Annotated in this window: 12 protein-coding genes; 10 read left to right on the top strand and 2 right to left on the bottom strand. The window is 50.0% G+C overall.

The annotated features are described in order from the left end of the window. Positions 1-168 precede the first annotated feature (168 nt). Positions 169-1,008, bottom strand: a complete 840-nt coding sequence (gene ispE, locus LDN30_RS10760; protein ID WP_223929477.1) for a 4-(cytidine 5'-diphospho)-2-C-methyl-D-erythritol kinase — start codon at positions 1,006-1,008, stop codon at positions 169-171. Positions 1,009-1,167: 159 nt separating this feature from the next. Here ispE and dnaB point away from each other — a divergent pair, with 159 nt between their 5' ends. The 3 genes from dnaB (at position 1,168) to guaA (ending at position 5,389) form a co-directional block, all read left to right on the top strand. Next, positions 1,168-2,691 carry a replicative DNA helicase gene (gene dnaB / locus LDN30_RS10755; RefSeq protein WP_223928064.1) on the top strand — a complete coding sequence of 508 codons (1,524 nt, stop codon included), beginning with the start codon at positions 1,168-1,170 and terminating at the stop codon, positions 2,689-2,691. 324 nt (positions 2,692-3,015) lie between these two features. Further along, on the top strand, positions 3,016-3,843 hold the full coding sequence (locus LDN30_RS10750) for a sugar phosphate nucleotidyltransferase (protein ID WP_223929903.1): 828 nt from the start codon (positions 3,016-3,018) through the stop codon (positions 3,841-3,843). A 1-nt stretch (position 3,844) separates the two neighbouring features. Beyond that, positions 3,845-5,389, top strand: coding sequence for a glutamine-hydrolyzing GMP synthase (gene guaA, locus LDN30_RS10745; RefSeq protein WP_223929476.1), 1,545 nt, complete (start codon positions 3,845-3,847; stop codon positions 5,387-5,389). Between the two features lie 303 nt (positions 5,390-5,692). Here the strand turns inward: guaA and LDN30_RS10740 are convergent, their stop codons facing one another. Continuing rightward, a complete protein-coding gene (locus tag LDN30_RS10740; protein ID WP_223928067.1) occupies positions 5,693-6,397 on the bottom strand; it encodes a hypothetical protein in 705 nt (234 codons plus the stop codon). Positions 6,398-6,654: 257 nt separating this feature from the next. Between LDN30_RS10740 and LDN30_RS10735 the strand changes: the two genes are divergently transcribed. From LDN30_RS10735 to LDN30_RS10705, 7 genes are all read left to right on the top strand, one after another. Next, the gene (locus LDN30_RS10735) at positions 6,655-7,773 is read left to right on the top strand and encodes a helix-turn-helix domain-containing protein (RefSeq protein ID WP_223929475.1); all 1,119 of its coding nucleotides are present in this window, start codon (positions 6,655-6,657) and stop codon (positions 7,771-7,773) included. Between the two features lie 574 nt (positions 7,774-8,347). Beyond that, positions 8,348-8,716, top strand: a complete 369-nt coding sequence (locus LDN30_RS10730; protein ID WP_223929474.1) for a hypothetical protein — start codon at positions 8,348-8,350, stop codon at positions 8,714-8,716. An 80-nt stretch (positions 8,717-8,796) separates the two neighbouring features. After that, positions 8,797-10,830, top strand: a complete 2,034-nt coding sequence (locus LDN30_RS10725; RefSeq protein WP_223929473.1) for a TonB-dependent receptor plug domain-containing protein — start codon at positions 8,797-8,799, stop codon at positions 10,828-10,830. A 191-nt stretch (positions 10,831-11,021) separates the two neighbouring features. Further along, positions 11,022-11,345, top strand: a complete 324-nt coding sequence (locus LDN30_RS10720) for a cation transporter (protein WP_223929472.1) — start codon at positions 11,022-11,024, stop codon at positions 11,343-11,345. 104 nt (positions 11,346-11,449) lie between these two features. After that, positions 11,450-11,950: a hypothetical protein gene (locus tag LDN30_RS10715; protein ID WP_223928072.1), complete on the top strand. Its 501-nt coding sequence runs from the start codon at positions 11,450-11,452 to the stop codon at positions 11,948-11,950. A 1,773-nt stretch (positions 11,951-13,723) separates the two neighbouring features. Continuing rightward, a complete protein-coding gene (locus LDN30_RS10710) occupies positions 13,724-14,761 on the top strand; it encodes a leucine-rich repeat domain-containing protein (protein WP_223929471.1) in 1,038 nt (345 codons plus the stop codon). Between the two features lie 915 nt (positions 14,762-15,676). Then, positions 15,677-17,380: a helix-turn-helix domain-containing protein gene (locus LDN30_RS10705; RefSeq protein ID WP_223929470.1), complete on the top strand. Its 1,704-nt coding sequence runs from the start codon at positions 15,677-15,679 to the stop codon at positions 17,378-17,380. Positions 17,381-17,408: the final 28 nt, after the last annotated feature.

Raw genomic sequence — 17,408 nt, 5'->3', positions numbered from 1 at the left:
TAGCAGATGCGAGAGCCGTAGTAATAATCCCTTTTCGGGGTTATTAAATATTTCCGCTGTTCCTATGATTATCTTCTGTATTTCAATTGATTAGAGATGTAGATTGAATAATTACATAAGGGCATTAGGACTGTGGACAATCCACATCCTAATGCCTTATATTTTTTGCTAAAGTCTCACGACGGCTGTAAACATTCCCTCGAAGGTCTCTGCCACTTCCGCGGGAGCATCCCTGAAGATTCCATAGAGAGCCGATCCACTTCCCGACATCTGTGCGTAGAGGGCACCCATGTCATAGAGCTGCTCCTTGACGGCTTGCAGTTCGGGGTGCATCTTGAATACTGGCTCCTCGAAGTCGTTGCGGAGATTGTCGCGCCACGTATCGATTGGCTGTCTGACGACCATCCGGCAGTTGTTCTCGGGCTCTCGCGGTGTGATCGCCTTATAAGCCTCGGCTGTCGACACCGCAATGTCGGGACGAACGATAGCTAACCAGTAGCCGTCGAGATTGCCGTCGGCATCATCAGCAGGCTCGAGTTCTTCGCCGATGCCCGTAGCGTAAGCCGGTTCAGCGTTGATGAAGAACGGACAGTCGGCACCAAGTTGGACAGCATAGTGCTCCATCTCGGCGTTGCCCATGTTCAAGCGGAATCTCTCGTCGAGGAGACGAATCATGAAAGCAGCATCAGACGAACCGCCGCCAAGACCAGCCTGGACGGGAATGCGCTTGTAGAGATGGGCGTGGATGCGGGGGATGTCGAAGTCGGCGGCAATGAGGTTATAGGCCTTCACCACGAGATTGTCCGACTCGTTGCCGGCCTCAAAGTCACCGCTGACGTGGATGTCGATATTCCCGCGGCAGGGAAAGCGGTCGTCCATCTTCTTGATTTCCAATACATCAGTGAGTGGAACGGGATAGAAAACGGTCTCAATATTATGGAAACCATCTTCGCGCAGACCCACGACGTTCAGTCCGAGGTTGATTTTGCAACAAGGAAACGTTATCATAGTCTTAGTCTTTTATTAACAATGGATTAACAGTGATATCCGAATGATTGATGATGCAAAGTTATAAAAAAATATCGTAGACAATTAATCCGACCGCACTTTTTTTACTACCTTTGCAAAACTTAATTGTCATACGAGAAAATATCTTATACTATAGCAATGCCAGAAAGTAGTAATTCACGACCACGCCGTCGAAATCAGACGCCCATCGACACTAACTACGGTCATCTCCAGCCTCAGGCCTTGGACATAGAGAAGGTTGTACTCGGTGCTCTGATGATCGACAAGGACGCGTTCACCGTTGTCTCGGAGATTATCCGCCCCGAGACGTTCTATGAGCCTCGCAATCAGAAGATTTTCAAGGCTGTGCAGACTCTGAACCTCGCTGAGAAGCCTGTCGACATCATGACCGTAACCGAGGAACTCAAGAAGGAGGGCACTCTCGAGGAAGTCGGCGGTCCTGGATATATCGTCGAACTGTCGAGCCAGGTGGCGAGCTCGGCGCATATCGAATATCATGCCCGCATCCTCCAGCAGAAGTTCCTCGCCCGTCAGCTCATTCAGTTTGCGTCGATGATTGAGACCGATGCCTTCGACGAGACCGTCGATGTCGACGACCTCATGCAGAAGGCTGAGGGAAAGCTCTTTGAGATTTCGCAGACGAACATGACTCAGGACTTCCAGCAGATCGATGCCATCGTCAAGCAGGCTCACGACGTGCTGATGCAGGCCGCCAACTCGAAGGGACTCACCGGTGTGCCGAGCGGATACCATGAGCTCGATCGCATCACTGCCGGATGGCAACCCTCCGACCTCGTGATTATAGCCGGACGACCGGCCATGGGTAAGACGTCGTTCGCCCTGAGCATTGCCAAGAATATCGCTGTCGACCTGCGGCAGCCTGTGGCGTTCTTCTCGCTCGAGATGAACAGCGTGCAGCTCGTCAACCGAATCATCTCTAATGTCTGTTCCATCTCGGGAACGAAGATTCTGCGTGGTGACCTTACCGCTGACGAGTGGGAACGCTTCGATAAGAATATCCAGAAACTCTCGGGAGCACCGTTGTTTGTCGACGACACCCCGGGGCTGAGTATCTTTGAGCTCCGCACCAAAGCGCGCCGCCTCGTCCGCGAGCACGACGTGAAGATTATCATGATCGACTATCTCCAGCTGATGAATGCCAACGGTATGCGCTTCAACAGCCGTCAGGAGGAGGTCTCTACGATATCACGGTCGCTGAAGGGTCTGGCCAAGGAGCTGAACATCCCAATCCTCGCCCTGTCGCAGTTGAACCGTACCGTAGAACAGCGTGAGGGTCCCGATGGTAAGGTGCCGCAGCTCAGTGACCTCCGTGAGTCGGGAGCTATCGAGCAGGATGCCGATATGGTGCTCTTCGTCCACCGTCCCGAATACTACCATATTTATGAGGATGCCAACGGCAACGATATGCACGGTATGGCGAAGATCATCATTGCCAAGCACCGTAAGGGTGCCACAGCCGACGTAACACTGCGGTTCCGTGGCGAGTTCACGCGCTTTGCCAATCCTGATGATGAGGACTTCACACAGCTTCCGGCCGACGACGGCGACAATCCGTTCAGCGGCGGTGAGATTATCGGCAGCAGAATGAACGACGGACCGCTCCCATCGCTATCGTCCGACAGTGATACTCCTCCATTCTAATGCCGCTTCTTATTCAAAAAAGTAGCATTTATTCCACGCTAAAACAGTCCTAAACGGAAAGAGAAGTAATACTTCTTCCACGCTAATACGGGCTGAAACGGAAAGCGGAGTGGAGCTTCTTCCACGCTAATACGGGCTGAAACGGAAAGCGGAGTGGAGCTTCTTCACCCTTGCCACAGTTCGAAACGGAAAGCGGAGCGGAGCATTTTTCAATCCGCTACAACTCGAAAAGAAAGAAAAGTGGCAAATATTGCGTGTAATTTAATTTTTTTGTGTAACTTCGCCAACTGAAAGGTTAGGCTTATAAACAGATATATGCAGGCAATGATTTTTGCGGCGGGATTAGGCACTCGCCTACGCCCCATTACCGATACAATGCCGAAGGCACTGGTCGAGGTCGATGGCAAGCCTCTCATAGAGCATGTCATCGAGAAATTGCGCTCTGCCGGTTTCGACCATATTGTCGTCAATGTGCATCATTTTGCCGGGCAGATAGTCGATTATCTGCGCACTCATGATTTCGGCATTGATATAAAGATTTCGGACGAGAGCGACAAACTCCTCGATACCGGCGGTGGCCTCCGCAAGGCTGCTCCGCTATTTGATGCCAACGAGCAGATTCTCATCCATAATGTAGACATCCTCAGCAACGCCGACCTCGACAAATTCTACCACGAAGGTCCACTGACAGCCAACTACGGCAGTGGATCAACAATCGATGCCTCGGCAACGCTCCTCGTCTCGTGGCGTCCAACGAAACGCTATCTGCTCTTCGATGAGGACATGCGTCTCGTGGGATGGACGAATATCGAGACGGGGCAAGTGAAGAGTCCCTACCGCTGGCTGCGCGAATTTGCGGCCGACAGTCCAACGACGTTCACTACTATCCCCGACCATCACGATGACATCGAGGTGGAGCACCGGCTGCTCGGCTACGGCCACGTCCGTCTGCGGGCACTCGCTTTCTCAGGCATCCATTGCATAGCGCCGCGCCTCATCAGTCGGATGGAGCGTTATCCCGACGCTTTCCCAATCATCGACTTCTATCTCGACAACTGCTCCACGAGTCTCATTAAAGGCTATGAGCAGCCGGATCTCAATCTCGTCGATGTGGGAAAAATTGACACTCTGAAACGTATTCAACACAAATAATATGCAACAGAAGATTATTATTCTTGACTTTGGCTCACAGACCACGCAGCTCATCGGCCGTCGTGTGCGCGAGCTCGACACCTTCTGCGAGATTCTGCCCTACAACAAATTTCCTAAGGACGACCCCAGTGTTATCGGCGTCATCCTCTCGGGAAGTCCCTTCTCCGTCCACGACAAGGAGGCTTTCAAGGTCGACTTGAGCCAGTTTGTCGGTCGGCTGCCGGTGCTCGGCATCTGCTATGGTGCCCAGTTCATCGCTTATTCCGGTGGAGGAAAGGTGGAGCAGACCGGCACCCGCGAGTATGGCCGTGCCAATCTCGACACTGTCGACACCTCGTCGCCGATATTCAAAGGCTTTAAGAAAGGGTCACAGGTGTGGATGAGCCATGGCGACACCATCACCGCCATCCCCGACGGATTCCATGTCATTGGCTCTACGGGCGACGTGCACAACGCTGCTTTCGCCAACGACGACGAGCGCGTCTGGTGCGTACAGTTCCATCCCGAGGTTTTTCACACCACACAGGGCAAGGAACTCCTGCGCAACTTCGTTGTCGACATCTGCGGCTCACGACAGGAGTGGAGTCCCGCAAGCTTCATCGAGTCGACGGTGATGGAGCTACGTGAGCAGATTGGCGACGACCGCGTAATCCTCGGACTCAGTGGCGGTGTCGACTCCAGTGTCTGTGCTACACTGCTTCATCGTGCCATCGGCAAGAACCTCACGTGTATCTTCGTCGACCACGGCATGCTCCGCAAGAACGAGTTCAAGAAAGTTATGGAGGCTTATAACGGTCTCGGACTCAACGTTATAGGCGTTGACGCAAGCGAGAAGTTCTTCAGCGACCTCGAAGGTGTCACCGACCCCGAGAAGAAGCGTAAGATTATCGGCCGCGACTTCGTGGAGGTGTTCAACGCTGAGGCTCAGAAGATTACTGATGCCAAGTGGCTTGCCCAGGGCACTATCTACCCCGACCGCATCGAGTCGCTGAGCATTACGGGAATGACCATCAAGAGTCACCACAACGTCGGTGGACTGCCCAAGGACATGAAGCTTCAGCTCTGTGAACCGCTGAAGTGGCTGTTCAAGGACGAGGTGCGTCGTGTGGGTCATCAGTTGGGAATGCCCGAGCGGCTCATCAAGCGCCATCCGTTCCCCGGACCGGGATTGGCTGTCCGCATCCTCGGCGATATCACTCGTGAGAAAGTGCGTATCCTTCAGGATGCCGACGACATATACATCGAGAAAATGCACGACTACAAGATGGACGACGGCACAGAACTCTACGACCACGTATGGCAAGCCGGTACCGTGCTCCTCAGCACTATCCGCTCCGTCGGAGTGATGGGCGACGAGCGCACCTACGAGCATCCGGTGGCTTTGCGCGCTGTGACGAGTATGGACGCTATGACCGCTGACTGGGCCCATCTGCCCTACGACTTCCTCGCTGATGTCTCTAATGAGATAATAAGAAAGGTGAAGGGCGTCAACCGCGTATGCTATGATGTCAGCTCAAAACCGCCAGCAACTATCGAGTGGGAGTAATCCCGCGCTGCGGTTTCTATAACCATAATATAAACAAGCCCTCATCCTCCGTGGGGAATAACCGTGGATGGTGGGGGCTTTATGTTTCCGCAGTATTAGCTTTTATTAGACCTACTGAAGATAATGTTTTTCTAAAATTAAATAACTAACTAACCTAACGTCACCTGAAAGCAATTATTTTCACGTCAATATCTAAAGGCAAATAAGTAACCTCACGTCACCTGAAAGCAATTATTTCCACCGACAAAATCTTTTCCTTGTCGTCTCATTATAACCCATTGGATTCCATAGTTTTACCTCTTATTATTCCTCCGCAATAACATTGTTGGCCTCCATTTCAATCTTTGTCTGTCTCTCGAAGAGTGTTGCCTCGTGGTAGATATCCCGCTTGCGGCTTGTGAGCGTCACCGACCGCAGCACAGCCATGTGATAAGCATTCCACGGTTCGATGTCGACGGTGGCCTTGAGCTTTATTTTCGTACCCTTGGGATATATTCCGTTGGCGATCGTCGTCGATTCGGGTGTTGCCACGATGTGGGCGGCATAGAACGACGGTGTGTCGTGGGAGTGGAACACAAGGCCGAGCTCGTTGAGCTTTACGCGACTGTTGCCTTCCCATAGGCTGGCGGCACTCTCGAGCTCTCCCTCCCCGGCAATGACAATATCGCCGTCGGTCTTGACCTCCTCCACTGTCATCGGCTTGGTGATGGTGATGAAGATGTTCTTGTCGGTCTCGGTGTTTATCTGGCTCCCGACAACTGTTGGTGCTGTGTGGCGGAGCCTCTCCTCGAGCAACTGAATCTGATTGCGGAGCTTAATCTCATAGATATAAGATTCTCCTCCGTCTCCATCTTTCTCAATCTTCGACTTGATGTCGTTCACCTCCTTTTCGTTCTCCGCTACTATCGCCGGCACGTTGCCGAAAGGACCGTTTGGAGGCAGCTGACTGTCCCCGCACGATCCGACGATTATTGTAGCTAACAGGATTGAATGTAATGCAGCTTTCATAGTTGATAATTTCAAGTTTCTGCAAAGATATTACACTTCGTTGACAAAAGCAATAGTAGGGAGTCAATTGTACTTTCTGCCAGTATTTTTGTACCGTTTGACACCAAATTTTACCGATTGAAATAAAAATATCCACTCGTATGTTCAATATTGCGGAATATTTTGTCTATATTTGCAATCTTAAATAACTAATATTCATCTCACTGCCATATCTCTCCACCGACTAACTTGGCTGTTGATGACAAAATTATTTGCTGATGATAGCACCTGACATATCTAAATCGCTTTCCGACGTAACCTTCGGCATGCTCCTCATGTCGCAGTTGGCTTGTGCCATGGCCCTCCATTCCAAGGGGCGGCGCCACAATCTTCAGTTAATGATGTTCCGGTTCATGCTCTACCTGATATTCGTCTCCATCTTTGAGTTTGTCTATTTCTATCTCGTCTGCCCTGTCCATAGTGTTATGACGTGTCCTCTGACCGACATCCTCGAGATGAGTATCGTGCCTTGCGCTCTGCTCATCATCATCCGGCTGACGAGTCCGTTGACGCGTCAGTGGAAACTGATAATCCCAAATGCCGTAGCCTATTATGGTGCTTTCTTTATCTTTTGCTTCACATGGAATATGACGTTGTATAAGGTCATACTCGGTTTCACCATCATCTATGCCATCGGAATAATCGTCTACGGTGTCGTAGCTGTCAACAAGTTCAACCGACGGCTGAAGATGAACTTTTCCGATGAGAGCCTTTCCCTCTATTGGCTCAAGTACATAATGATTATCTATATTCTGTTGCTTATCGTGTGGACAGCCGCGACGATATATATTTCCGACGGAATGATCTTCATCTACAATATCCTTGTCATGACTCTCTTCAGTCTTTTCTGCTATTTCGTTTACCGTCAGGAGGATATGCTCAGTGCCCTCGTAACTATCAATGCTGAGGCCGCTGACGAAACGGCGGGTGATGTTGCTACCGATGATACACTCTCGACCGACGCAGAGGGCTCTGCCACGGCTCAACCGCACAACTACAAGTTTGAGGAGCGGTTCCGCAAGGCTTTCGAGGACGACAGAATCTATCTCCGCCCCGAACTGAATATTGTCGAATTGTCGATGGCAGTAGGCACCAACCGCACTTACATCTCCAATTATCTCAATCAGCAACTCCACACTCCCTTCTACGAATACGTAAACAGTTGGAGGGTCGGCCGCGCCAAGGACCTTCTCACTACTACCGACATGCCATTGGAGGATGTCGCCACCGAGTCGGGATTCAACTCCATGAGCAGTTTCCGCCGCTACTTCACTGCCTCCACGGGCAAGACTCCAGGGGCGTACCGACGAGAGAACAGTGAACAGAAGGATTCATGATGCCGGATATCCTATTGAATTGCAGTGGATTACGCTACGGAGAGAACGACTACGGGAAATTATAGTCGTTGAGTTATCAGCATATATGTCGTTACTGCACGAACAACACGAACTTCACGTGTGCTTGCCCCTCAATGAATAACGAATTGTATTTTCGGCTTGCCGGATATCGTCGTTTCGTGTTTCTCGTGCGACGTCTCATTTTGCACTAACAGCACGAACTTCACGATTGCTATGACACTTTGGTCTTTAGACGGGGATAATACCGACAAAAGTCTAATCTTTGTTTTAGCCGTTACTAATTTCGATGCAAAGGTACAAAATAAATTTCCCGAATCCAAATTTCAGCAGGGTAGAAAGGGGGATAGAAAGGAGGGTAGGGCGATGGAAATCAAATTTTCCCCACATATTTATATTTGTACAATGTACGGATGTTCACGTCGAAATATAGAATGGGCATCTTCCTTTATAATATTTTGGCGTAATGTTATAATCTCTTGGACTTTTGCATTTATTAAGTCTTTAAGCCCCTCTCGGATGGCATCTTTTTAGTACCTTTGCCGCCATGAAAAGAATGTTGAGCATAATCCCGGTTCTCGTCCTCTCATTGCTGATTATAGCGATGAGCGCTGGCATCAGTGTGGAGACATGCTCTCACTCCGGTCGTATAGAGGTAGCCCAAATCGCTGAGGCTCAGGGCTCTCACGACTGCCACACGATGCGCCATTGCATGGTGGTGAAGACCGTGAAGCTCGCTCCCGTGACCATGGCCGAGCAGCTCACGTTCCATTTCGCTCCGGCCATCGTAGCCCTTGTTCCTGCAGCACCACTGTCGGCTCTTGCCCATTACTTCACTCCCATAAATGCTCCTTCAGAGTATGTCTTTGCAGCCAAGGCCCCTCCGCGGACCTATCTGCATCTTCTTCGGCGGCTACTGCTTTGAACACCTTGATTGATGAACTGAAAGGAGGAGAATCATTCTAATTAATTCATAATCAAGGTAATATCAAAGCAACGAACACAATGAACAAACATATTTTTCTTGTCGGCATCATGGGGATGCTGGCACAATCGGCTCTTGCCCAGCACGCACCGGCTCCTGAAGCTGATTCAACCGCTGTCAACGGTCCCGACACCTTAGCCACCATGCCCGACCAGTCGCTGAAGGAGGTGCAGGTCGTCACACGTATGCCCGGTACCACTCGTATGCGCGGTGCCATGAACGGCAGTATCATCAACGCATCGGAGCTCTTCAAGGCCGCTTGCTGCAACCTCGGTGAGAGTTTCACCACCAATCCGTCGGTCGACGTGAGCTATAATGATGCCGCTACGGGAGCCAAAGAGATTAAACTCCTCGGACTCAGCGGCAAATATGTCCAGATGCTCACCGAGAATATGCCTAACTTCCGCGGTGCGGCCCTCCCTTACGCCTTGGGCTATACCCCCGGAACGTGGCTCAAGAGCATCCAGGTCAGCAAGGGCAACGCCAGCGTTAAGAACGGCTATGAGGCCATGACCGGACAAATCAACGTGCAGTATCTCCAGCCAGAGGACGACGAGGCCGTCCACGTCAATCTCTATGGCAACACCATGAGCCGTATCGAGGCCAATGCCGATGGTAACATCCACATAACCAAGGGATTAAGTACAGAAATCCTCGGCCATTATGAGGATGCACTGACCGAGCACGACGACAATAAGGACGGATTCATGGACAACCCGAAGACACGGCAGTTCAACCTCCAGAACCGTTGGTTCGGAAAAACCGGCAACTACATCTTCCACGGTGGACTGAGCATGCTCGACGAGAAGCGCGAGAGCGGTCAGACTAATCATGAGGGCGTTCTCGACCATCAAGCCGAACCCCTCTACCGCATCAATATTAACACTCATCGCTATGAGGGGTATATGAAGCACGCTTTTATCCTCGACCCCGACCACGGAACGAACATTGCCTGGATGTCGTCGGCGTCGATGCATCTCATGGATGCCGTCTACGGAAAGAAGGATTACGACGTCAATGAGAAGAACGTCTACTCACAGTTGATGTTCGAGACCAATTTCACCCCTGAGCATAATCTGGCCCTCGGTGCATCGTTCAACCACGACTACCTCGGTCAGACCTACCTCGGACAGCGCATGAACGAGAAGGAGAATGTCGTTGGAGCCTATGCCCAGTACACCTACAACCTCCACGAGCATCTTGTGGCCATGGCCGGTGTGCGCTTCGACCACAGCTCGGAGCATGGCACTTTCGTCACCCCGCGATTTCACGTGAAGTGGCAGGTCAACGACATCCTCGGCCTTCGTGCATCGGTAGGAAAGGGCCTACGCACCGTCCACGCCCTCGCCGAGAACAACTATCTGCTCGCCAGCGGCCGTGAGCTTACCATCGATAAGCTCGGTCAGGAAAATGCGTGGAACTATGGCGTCAGCGCGGCCCTGAATATTCCCATCGCCAAGAGGACGCTGAAAGTCAATGCCGAATACTACTACACCCACTTCGGCAACCAGGCCGTCATCGACTACGACAGCGATCCCTCACGCATAACCATCTCCAACCTCAGGGGACGGTCCTACTCCCACACTTTCCAGGTCGATGCCACCTACGATTTCTTCCGTGGAATGACCGTTACGGCAGCATATAGATATAATAATGTGAAGTCGACCTACGGCGGACAGCTGCTGCGCCAGCCTCTGACAAGCAAATACAAGGGTCTGCTCACGGCATCATATAAGACGCCCCTCGGCCTGTGGCAGTTCGATGCCACACTGTCGCTCAATGGCGGCGGCCGTATGCCGAAGGCCTACACCACCGCTGACGGCACCCCGTCATGGGAGTCGACATATCCGGCTTTTGCCCAACTCAACGCCCAGATAACGCGCTGGTTCCGCAAGTTCTCGGTCTATGTCGGTGGCGAGAATCTCACGGGCTACAAGCAGAAGAACCCAATCATCAATGCCGCCAACCCGTGGAGCAGCACCTTCGACCCTACAATGGTGTGGGGACCCGTCGAGGGAGCCCGCGCATATATCGGCATCAGATATAAGTTCTGAGTATGGTGGTAAATACTTGATAATAAGTGGGTAAGCACACCGATGGCAGAAGTGGTTGATGTGTATCCACCGCTGCGGATACGAAATCGTTGATGCTGCATCGGCATGCTTCCCCTGCCATTGCCACGAAAATATTTCTTGAACATAACAAAAATAACGAACAAACATAGGAGAGAAGAAAAATGAAAAAGATGATTTTAGCAATTGCTCTTACCGCTATGGCCCTGACAGCCAATGCCAAGAGCGAGAACGACACCCTCGTCGTCACCACCACTCCGCAGATGCATTGTGCCAACTGTGAGAATAAAATCAAGGACGGTCTGCGCTTCGAGAAGGGCGTTAAGGACATCATTACGAGCGTCGACGACCAGACCGTGACCATCGTCTTCTACCCAAAGAAGACCGACAAGGCCAAACTCGAGGCCACATTCCCAAAGTTCGGCTATCAGGCCCGTGAGCTGAAGAAGGGTGAGAAGGTCGCCCGCGATATGAATGAGCACTGCGACAATATGTAGTTCCGCTGAGCCGTTGGCTTAGATTATATGGCCTATGACCAGTCGTCGTGTGACCATCTCGCTGACAGCTATTAGGTTTATGGCCATAGCCAAGGATTCTCAATGTGGGAAACCTTGGCTATGGTCATTTTTTCCTAATTTCATCACTTTTCAATAAAACATACATTTCTATTCTGATTTTTTTCTCGCAAAGCCGCAAAGAACGCAAAGCCAGGAAATGGCATCTTTTTCCAACAAAAACCGGTAAAACCATTGCCGTGATGCAAGGGCTGTGCCCTCTGTTTCTTTCCGGTGCCGTCGTGCTTCGAAGCAAGTTTCGGCCCGCCGGCACCGGAAAGAAACAGCCTTCGTTCCTCAGGCTTGCATCACGGCAAGGAAAACCAGGAAAACCGCTGACGCCGCGATTTTTACTCAGTCTGTTTGCCTCGAAAAGGCAAATTAATACGTTTTTATTCGGTCTTTCGACCGAATCTCGGCTTTTTTTTGTTGGTCAGATTTTATTTGTCCGTTGTTTGCGGACGGCCCTTAACCCTACCTGTCCGCCCCTGCCAATGGTTCACGTCGGAAATCCACTGATAATTAATGTGTTGCACGCATCTGCGTAAGGGTGAGGTTATCCCAATCCTACTGCCTCGTTGGTGATTTTCTCTCGCCAAGCCGCAAAGAACGCGAAGCCGGGAAATGGCATCTTTATTCGACAAAAACCGGTAAAAACCATTGCCGTGATGCAAGGGCTGTGCCCTCTGTTTCTTTCCGGTGCCGTTTGCTTCGAAGCAAGCTTCGGCCCGCCGGAACCGGAAAGAAACAGCCTTCGTTCCTCAGGCTTGCATCACGGCAAGGAAAACCAGGAAAACCGCTGATGCCGCGTGGATGGCTGTACCTTCATAGAATCTACTTGCATCACACAGACACCTCATGCAAGAATGATACATGCAACACATTGATAATTAACATGTTGCTGCATTCAGCCACCAGTATGGGTGGGGTTTATCCCCATCCTACTGCCTCGTGGATAATTTTCTCTCGCAATGCCCCCGACGGGGTTTAATTCTCAATAACCCCAGACTAAGGGAGCGCAGCGACCGCAGTCTGGGGTAGAACGTGGACGCAAGAAATCCACGACCAGCCTCGAAGAGGTTGAATAGCGAAACGCGCAGAAACATATTTGCTTTTGCGCACTCCGTGCTATTGTGCGTCTTCGAGGCACTGACTGAATGTTTATCGGCATCTATGATCCCCGGACTGCGCTTGCTTTCGCTCGCTTAGTCCGGGGTTATTGACGATTCAGCCCCGTCGGGGCTGGTAGTGAAATATACTTCTTTTGTGGAAATAGGGGTCGGTTTATACCTTTCTCAGCGACGGACGATAATCACGGTAGAAACCCGCAGCTGGTAGGGTGGGGATAAACCCAACCCTACGGGCGAGTGCTGCAAGTGACTTAATATCAGTGGTTTACATAGTATTTTGATGGGATAGGTGCCGTCGCGGATATTGGATAAATATATGACTGTCCGAATAAAAGAAATTTCAGAGATTCGGTCTGTTGACCGACCGGACGGCCACGAGGGCCGCCCCTGCAAGTGGAACACGCTAACAACTTGTTGGTTATCAATGTGTTGCATCTAACCGCCGTAGGGGCTGGGTTTATCCCAGCCCTAGCAGCGACGGACGAGAATAAAAGTAAATACCCCTAAGCAGCTAGGGTGGGGATAAACCCCACCCCTACGGCGGCTGAGTGCTGCAAGTGACACAGTATCAGTGGTTTACATAGTATTTTGATGGGTAGGGCCGTCGCGGATATTGGATAAATATATGACTGTCCGAATAAAAGAAATTTCAGAGATTCGGTCTGACGACCGACCGGACGGCCCTATTTCTGCCTACCCGCTCCTGCAAAGGAATCATTAACTCTGCCCGCTGTTCAAAGGAATACCATGTTTATGTAACGAAATTATATTCTAATTTTCCTTTAAAAAAGTTGCAGGATTGAAAAAATCTTCTTTACTTTGCACCCGAATAGGAGAATACTCTGTGTTCGACTGTTCAAATTTTCGTTGGAATTGATACTCCCGGCCGAATGGAACACGCGTGTTTCGTGGCCCCGAGCTCAAAGGACGTTTTGGAACGTTATCTTCTTGTCTCAGACTTCGCAACTCTTGAAAACATACAGAAGATACGGCAACTGAATGTCCACGAGTGGTGTATTATCTCCATGTCGAAAGACAACTGTATAATATCCCATGGCGTGGCTGACGTGTTGCCTATCCTGTATGTTGGCAATGCGAAGGCCTGAGACAAGGATAGACTATCTGTCATCCACGTCTTTTTTTGTCCAATGGTACAGGAGATAATAACATTTTAACTTAAATACAAAGCTTATGAAAACAAAATTACTTAGCGCATTCGTGCTGTTGTTTATGTGCATCACTGCCAACGCCTACGATGTCATGGTCGACAGCGTGTACTACAATCTTAATCTCACCGACCAGACGGCTACTGTGGCCGATCCAAGTACAGAGAACGTTACTGCCTATTATAAAGGTAAGGTTGTCGTTCCTGCAAGTTTCACTTACAAGGGCAGGACGTTCACCGTTGTAGGTGTTGCTGATAAGGCCTTTAGCGGCAGTGATAGTCTGACTTCAGTCTCTCTGCCTAACACCATCAAGGAATTGCCATCCGGCGTATTTCAGTACTGTTCGTTGCTGACTCATGTTGATCTTCCAGATAGTTTAACAAAGATTCCAAGCACTTGCTTCTATTACTGCAAATCACTCGAGAATGTATCTATACCTGACTCTGTGACGGTCATTGATTATAGTGCATTCTACGGCTGCAGTTCTTTTGGTCCTGAGTTCACTGTGAGAAGTAACATGACTCTTCTTGGCGACCAAGCTTTGGGTGGTTGCCCCAAGCTTAAGCGCGTTATTATCGAAGATTCTGAGAATTCTTTACGTACCGGTTGGTGGCTTTTGAGCGGTGATATCCTTGATTACTTGTATGTGGGTCGGCCTTTTGATACCTCAACAAATGTCGATTCGATCAAGGTCCTTGAGCTCGGAGCCAGCTTGAAAACTAATGCTTTCCCGAGGGACAACAACTTCATAACCATCATCTCCGACATCGAAGATCCTACTCTCTTCGATCCTGAGTTTACCAATGCTACATATTTGAATGTGCCTCTCTACGTTCCCGTTGGTAAGGTAGACGCTTACCGCCAGGCCAATGGATGGAAGAACTTCTTCGACATCCGCGAGAACAACGGTGAGGTCAACAAGATTGACAACGTTGCAGCTGCGAAGAAAGCTGGTGCCACAATGTACTATAACCTCTCCGGTCAGGCTGTGGCTAAGGATTATAAGGGTGTTGTCATCGAGCGTTACAGCGACGGCACATCAAAGAAGGTGCTGAATAAGTAATATCGTCTTCAATCATATTTTGGCTCAAAGCCACAAACAAAAAATGTTCCTGTTGATATACTTCGGCAGGAACATTTTTTTTGAATTGTTTTTACACGATTCCAATACATATCATTTCGCGTTCCAATATGGACCGTTTCGCATTGTCAAACGGTCCGTTTCGCATTGCCAAATGGACCATTTCGCAACGTCAAACGGTATGTATTTGAAACGGATTGATAATCAATTGGTTACGCATCCGTTTCGAAAAGAATCGTATTATGAATTATATTTACATAAATTATTTATCTTCTTCCCTTTCAAATTAGTTTTCCCGTGTTTTCCTGTAGTTGATCTTTCAATGTCCGTTCGTATCCGCAGATTTCGGAATTTGCTACCACAAGCTCCAGCGGGGCTTTCGTTAGCAGCAAAAACATACCCTCGCCAAGTCGCAAAGTACGCCAAGATTCCGCAAAGATTGTTCTTGTCGTTAGTTGAGCATAACCTTTGCGCTCTTTGCGACTTTGCGAGAGGAAATTATCTATAATTGGGTAGAGAGGTCCATAACTCAAGGAAAATAATCATAGGCAGTCTTTAAGGACTTGAGCAACACTTTGATAATTAATGTGTTGCACATATTCAACATAGGGACAGGGTTTATCCCCGTCCTGCTGCCAATAACGAGATTTAGGACAAATCCATATAGTTGCGAGGACTGAAATACCCCCGCATCTATGACGGATGTGTGACGCCATAAGCTAATTTTTTGCAGTTTACTTGCTTAATTTTATACCTTACATCATCAAGCTACCGCACACTACAATAATGTTAGTTGCAAACGGCTGTTGCAGCTGCCGTCTATACCATTTTCTTTCCTTCTTATATCCTATTTTGAATAAAAAGTTGTAATTTTGCGTCATATACGACGACAAAGGTATGAAATACAACAGAAAGACAGGTTCGGGTGATAATAGATGTGTGGCGGTGGCACTGTCGGCACATCATCTGCTAACTGTCTGTCTGACAATCGTTCTGTTAGCATTTGCATTGTCGCTGACAGCCCACCCACTGAGGGCCACCACAGCCGACATGGCAACTTATCGACGGTTATCGGAGAAGTCGACGGCGATGCTGATGACGAAGGCCGGAATGTTCCTCCATTCGCCGAACGGTCAGGACAGTGCACTGCTTTACTACACCATCGTTGCCAACCGCTACAACGACGACGGCATCGGCGACGCTGAGCGAAGGCAATGCATCACGGCCATGAACAACGTCGGATACCTCTATTATGCTTTCTACAACGACTACAACAAGGCTTACACCACTTTGCGACAGGCCCTGCAATTGGCCGCAAAGAGCGGCGACAAGTATAATGAGGCAATGATAAACCTCAACATGGCCAACATTAAGAGCGTATTCCTCGATGTGCAGCATGACCAGCCACAATTGGCACTGGCGACGCTGCAATTATACCGCAAAGCCTTCTATCAGTCGGTGGAGATAAGAAAATGGCCGTTGGCGGTGGGGATTTTCACGAATATGCTTGATGAGAATTTCGTTGGCGAACCTTTGCTCTATTCACAGCTAAGGAAGGATATCGCTGCTTTTAAGCGCATGCACATTCCAGCCGGAACCCCGCTGCTCGACTTCACCAATGCAACGATAAGCTGTGTGGAAGCTATTCAGAGTCACAATTATGCCAGGGCCCTCGCTGCCACTTATGCCATGGAGCGGAATATAGAGTCGCGCGACACCCCCAAACGGTTTGCTGCCGATGCCTTGGGACTGCGGACAAAGATTTTCAGCCTCATGCACGACGACCGGCGGGCTGTGGAAACGATGCTCAAAGGTGTCGACCTCTGTAAGGCGAACCATATCGACGACGGCCTCATGCATTTCTATGTGATGCTCAACAGGTTCTTCCTTTCGCGGGGCGACAGTGCCAAGGCGCAGCAGTATCGCCTTGACTACCTCGAATTGAAAGAAAAGATTCTCACGGAGAACAATCTTCAGAGTGTGTCGCGGTTGGAATTTCTCTATGAGCTCCGTGAAGCGAACACGACCGTGGAGAGGCTGACGGAGCAGAAGCACTGGCAGAATATTATCACGACGGTCATCATCGTCTTTGCCATCATCGTGAGTCTGTTGCTTGTTTTCCTTTTCCGGAGCTATCGCAGGGCCATGCGCACGAACCGCATCCTTTACCGCAACGTGCAGGACTCGCTACGCCGGGAGGAGGGGAACGCGAAATATAAGGGATCGCGCCTTACCGACAACGACAAGGAACAGTTGGCCCAGCGCATCGATGCCGTGATGCAGAATACTGATGAAATTTGCAATTCCGACTTCAATCTCGACCGTCTTGCGGAGCTTGCGAACAGCAATTATAAAGAGGTGTCGCAGGTAATCAATGAACACTACGGCAAGAATTTCAAGGCCCTGCTCAACGAGTGCCGCATTCGGGAGGCCTGCCGTCGCCTTACCGATGCCAACTACGGCCACTTGACCATTGAGGGGGTGGCCATTAGTGTGGGTATCAAGAGCCGCAGTCACTTCAACAGCTACTTCAAACAGGTGACGGGAATGTCGCCGTCGGTGTATCAGAAGATAAGCAAAGAGGAAGAAAAAACCGATTAAAGGGTGCCAAATCATGTTTTGGCACATA

The organism is Prevotella lacticifex, from assembly GCF_019973375.1.
Taxonomy (GTDB): Bacteria; Bacteroidota; Bacteroidia; order Bacteroidales; family Bacteroidaceae; genus Prevotella; species Prevotella lacticifex.
Note: the sequence above shows the minus strand (reverse complement) of the source record. Positions and strands in the feature narration are given on the sequence as shown.

What these genes read in the sequence shown, in the direction of transcription:
- ispE (WP_223929477.1), bottom strand. Translation starts at nt 1,008, where the DNA reads ATGATAACGTTTCCTTGTTGCAAAATCAACCTCGGACTGAACGTCGTG.
- dnaB (WP_223928064.1), top strand. Translation starts at nt 1,168, where the DNA reads ATGCCAGAAAGTAGTAATTCACGACCACGCCGTCGAAATCAGACGCCC.
- LDN30_RS10720 (WP_223929472.1), top strand. Translation starts at nt 11,022, where the DNA reads ATGATTTTAGCAATTGCTCTTACCGCTATGGCCCTGACAGCCAATGCC.
- guaA (WP_223929476.1), top strand. Translation starts at nt 3,845, where the DNA reads ATGCAACAGAAGATTATTATTCTTGACTTTGGCTCACAGACCACGCAG.
- LDN30_RS10730 (WP_223929474.1), top strand. Translation starts at nt 8,348, where the DNA reads ATGTTGAGCATAATCCCGGTTCTCGTCCTCTCATTGCTGATTATAGCG.
- LDN30_RS10705 (WP_223929470.1), top strand. Translation starts at nt 15,677, where the DNA reads ATGAAATACAACAGAAAGACAGGTTCGGGTGATAATAGATGTGTGGCG.
- LDN30_RS10710 (WP_223929471.1), top strand. Translation starts at nt 13,724, where the DNA reads ATGAAAACAAAATTACTTAGCGCATTCGTGCTGTTGTTTATGTGCATC.
- LDN30_RS10740 (WP_223928067.1), bottom strand. Translation starts at nt 6,397, where the DNA reads ATGAAAGCTGCATTACATTCAATCCTGTTAGCTACAATAATCGTCGGA.
- LDN30_RS10735 (WP_223929475.1), top strand. Translation starts at nt 6,655, where the DNA reads ATGATAGCACCTGACATATCTAAATCGCTTTCCGACGTAACCTTCGGC.
- LDN30_RS10725 (WP_223929473.1), top strand. Translation starts at nt 8,797, where the DNA reads ATGAACAAACATATTTTTCTTGTCGGCATCATGGGGATGCTGGCACAA.
- LDN30_RS10750 (WP_223929903.1), top strand. Translation starts at nt 3,016, where the DNA reads ATGATTTTTGCGGCGGGATTAGGCACTCGCCTACGCCCCATTACCGAT.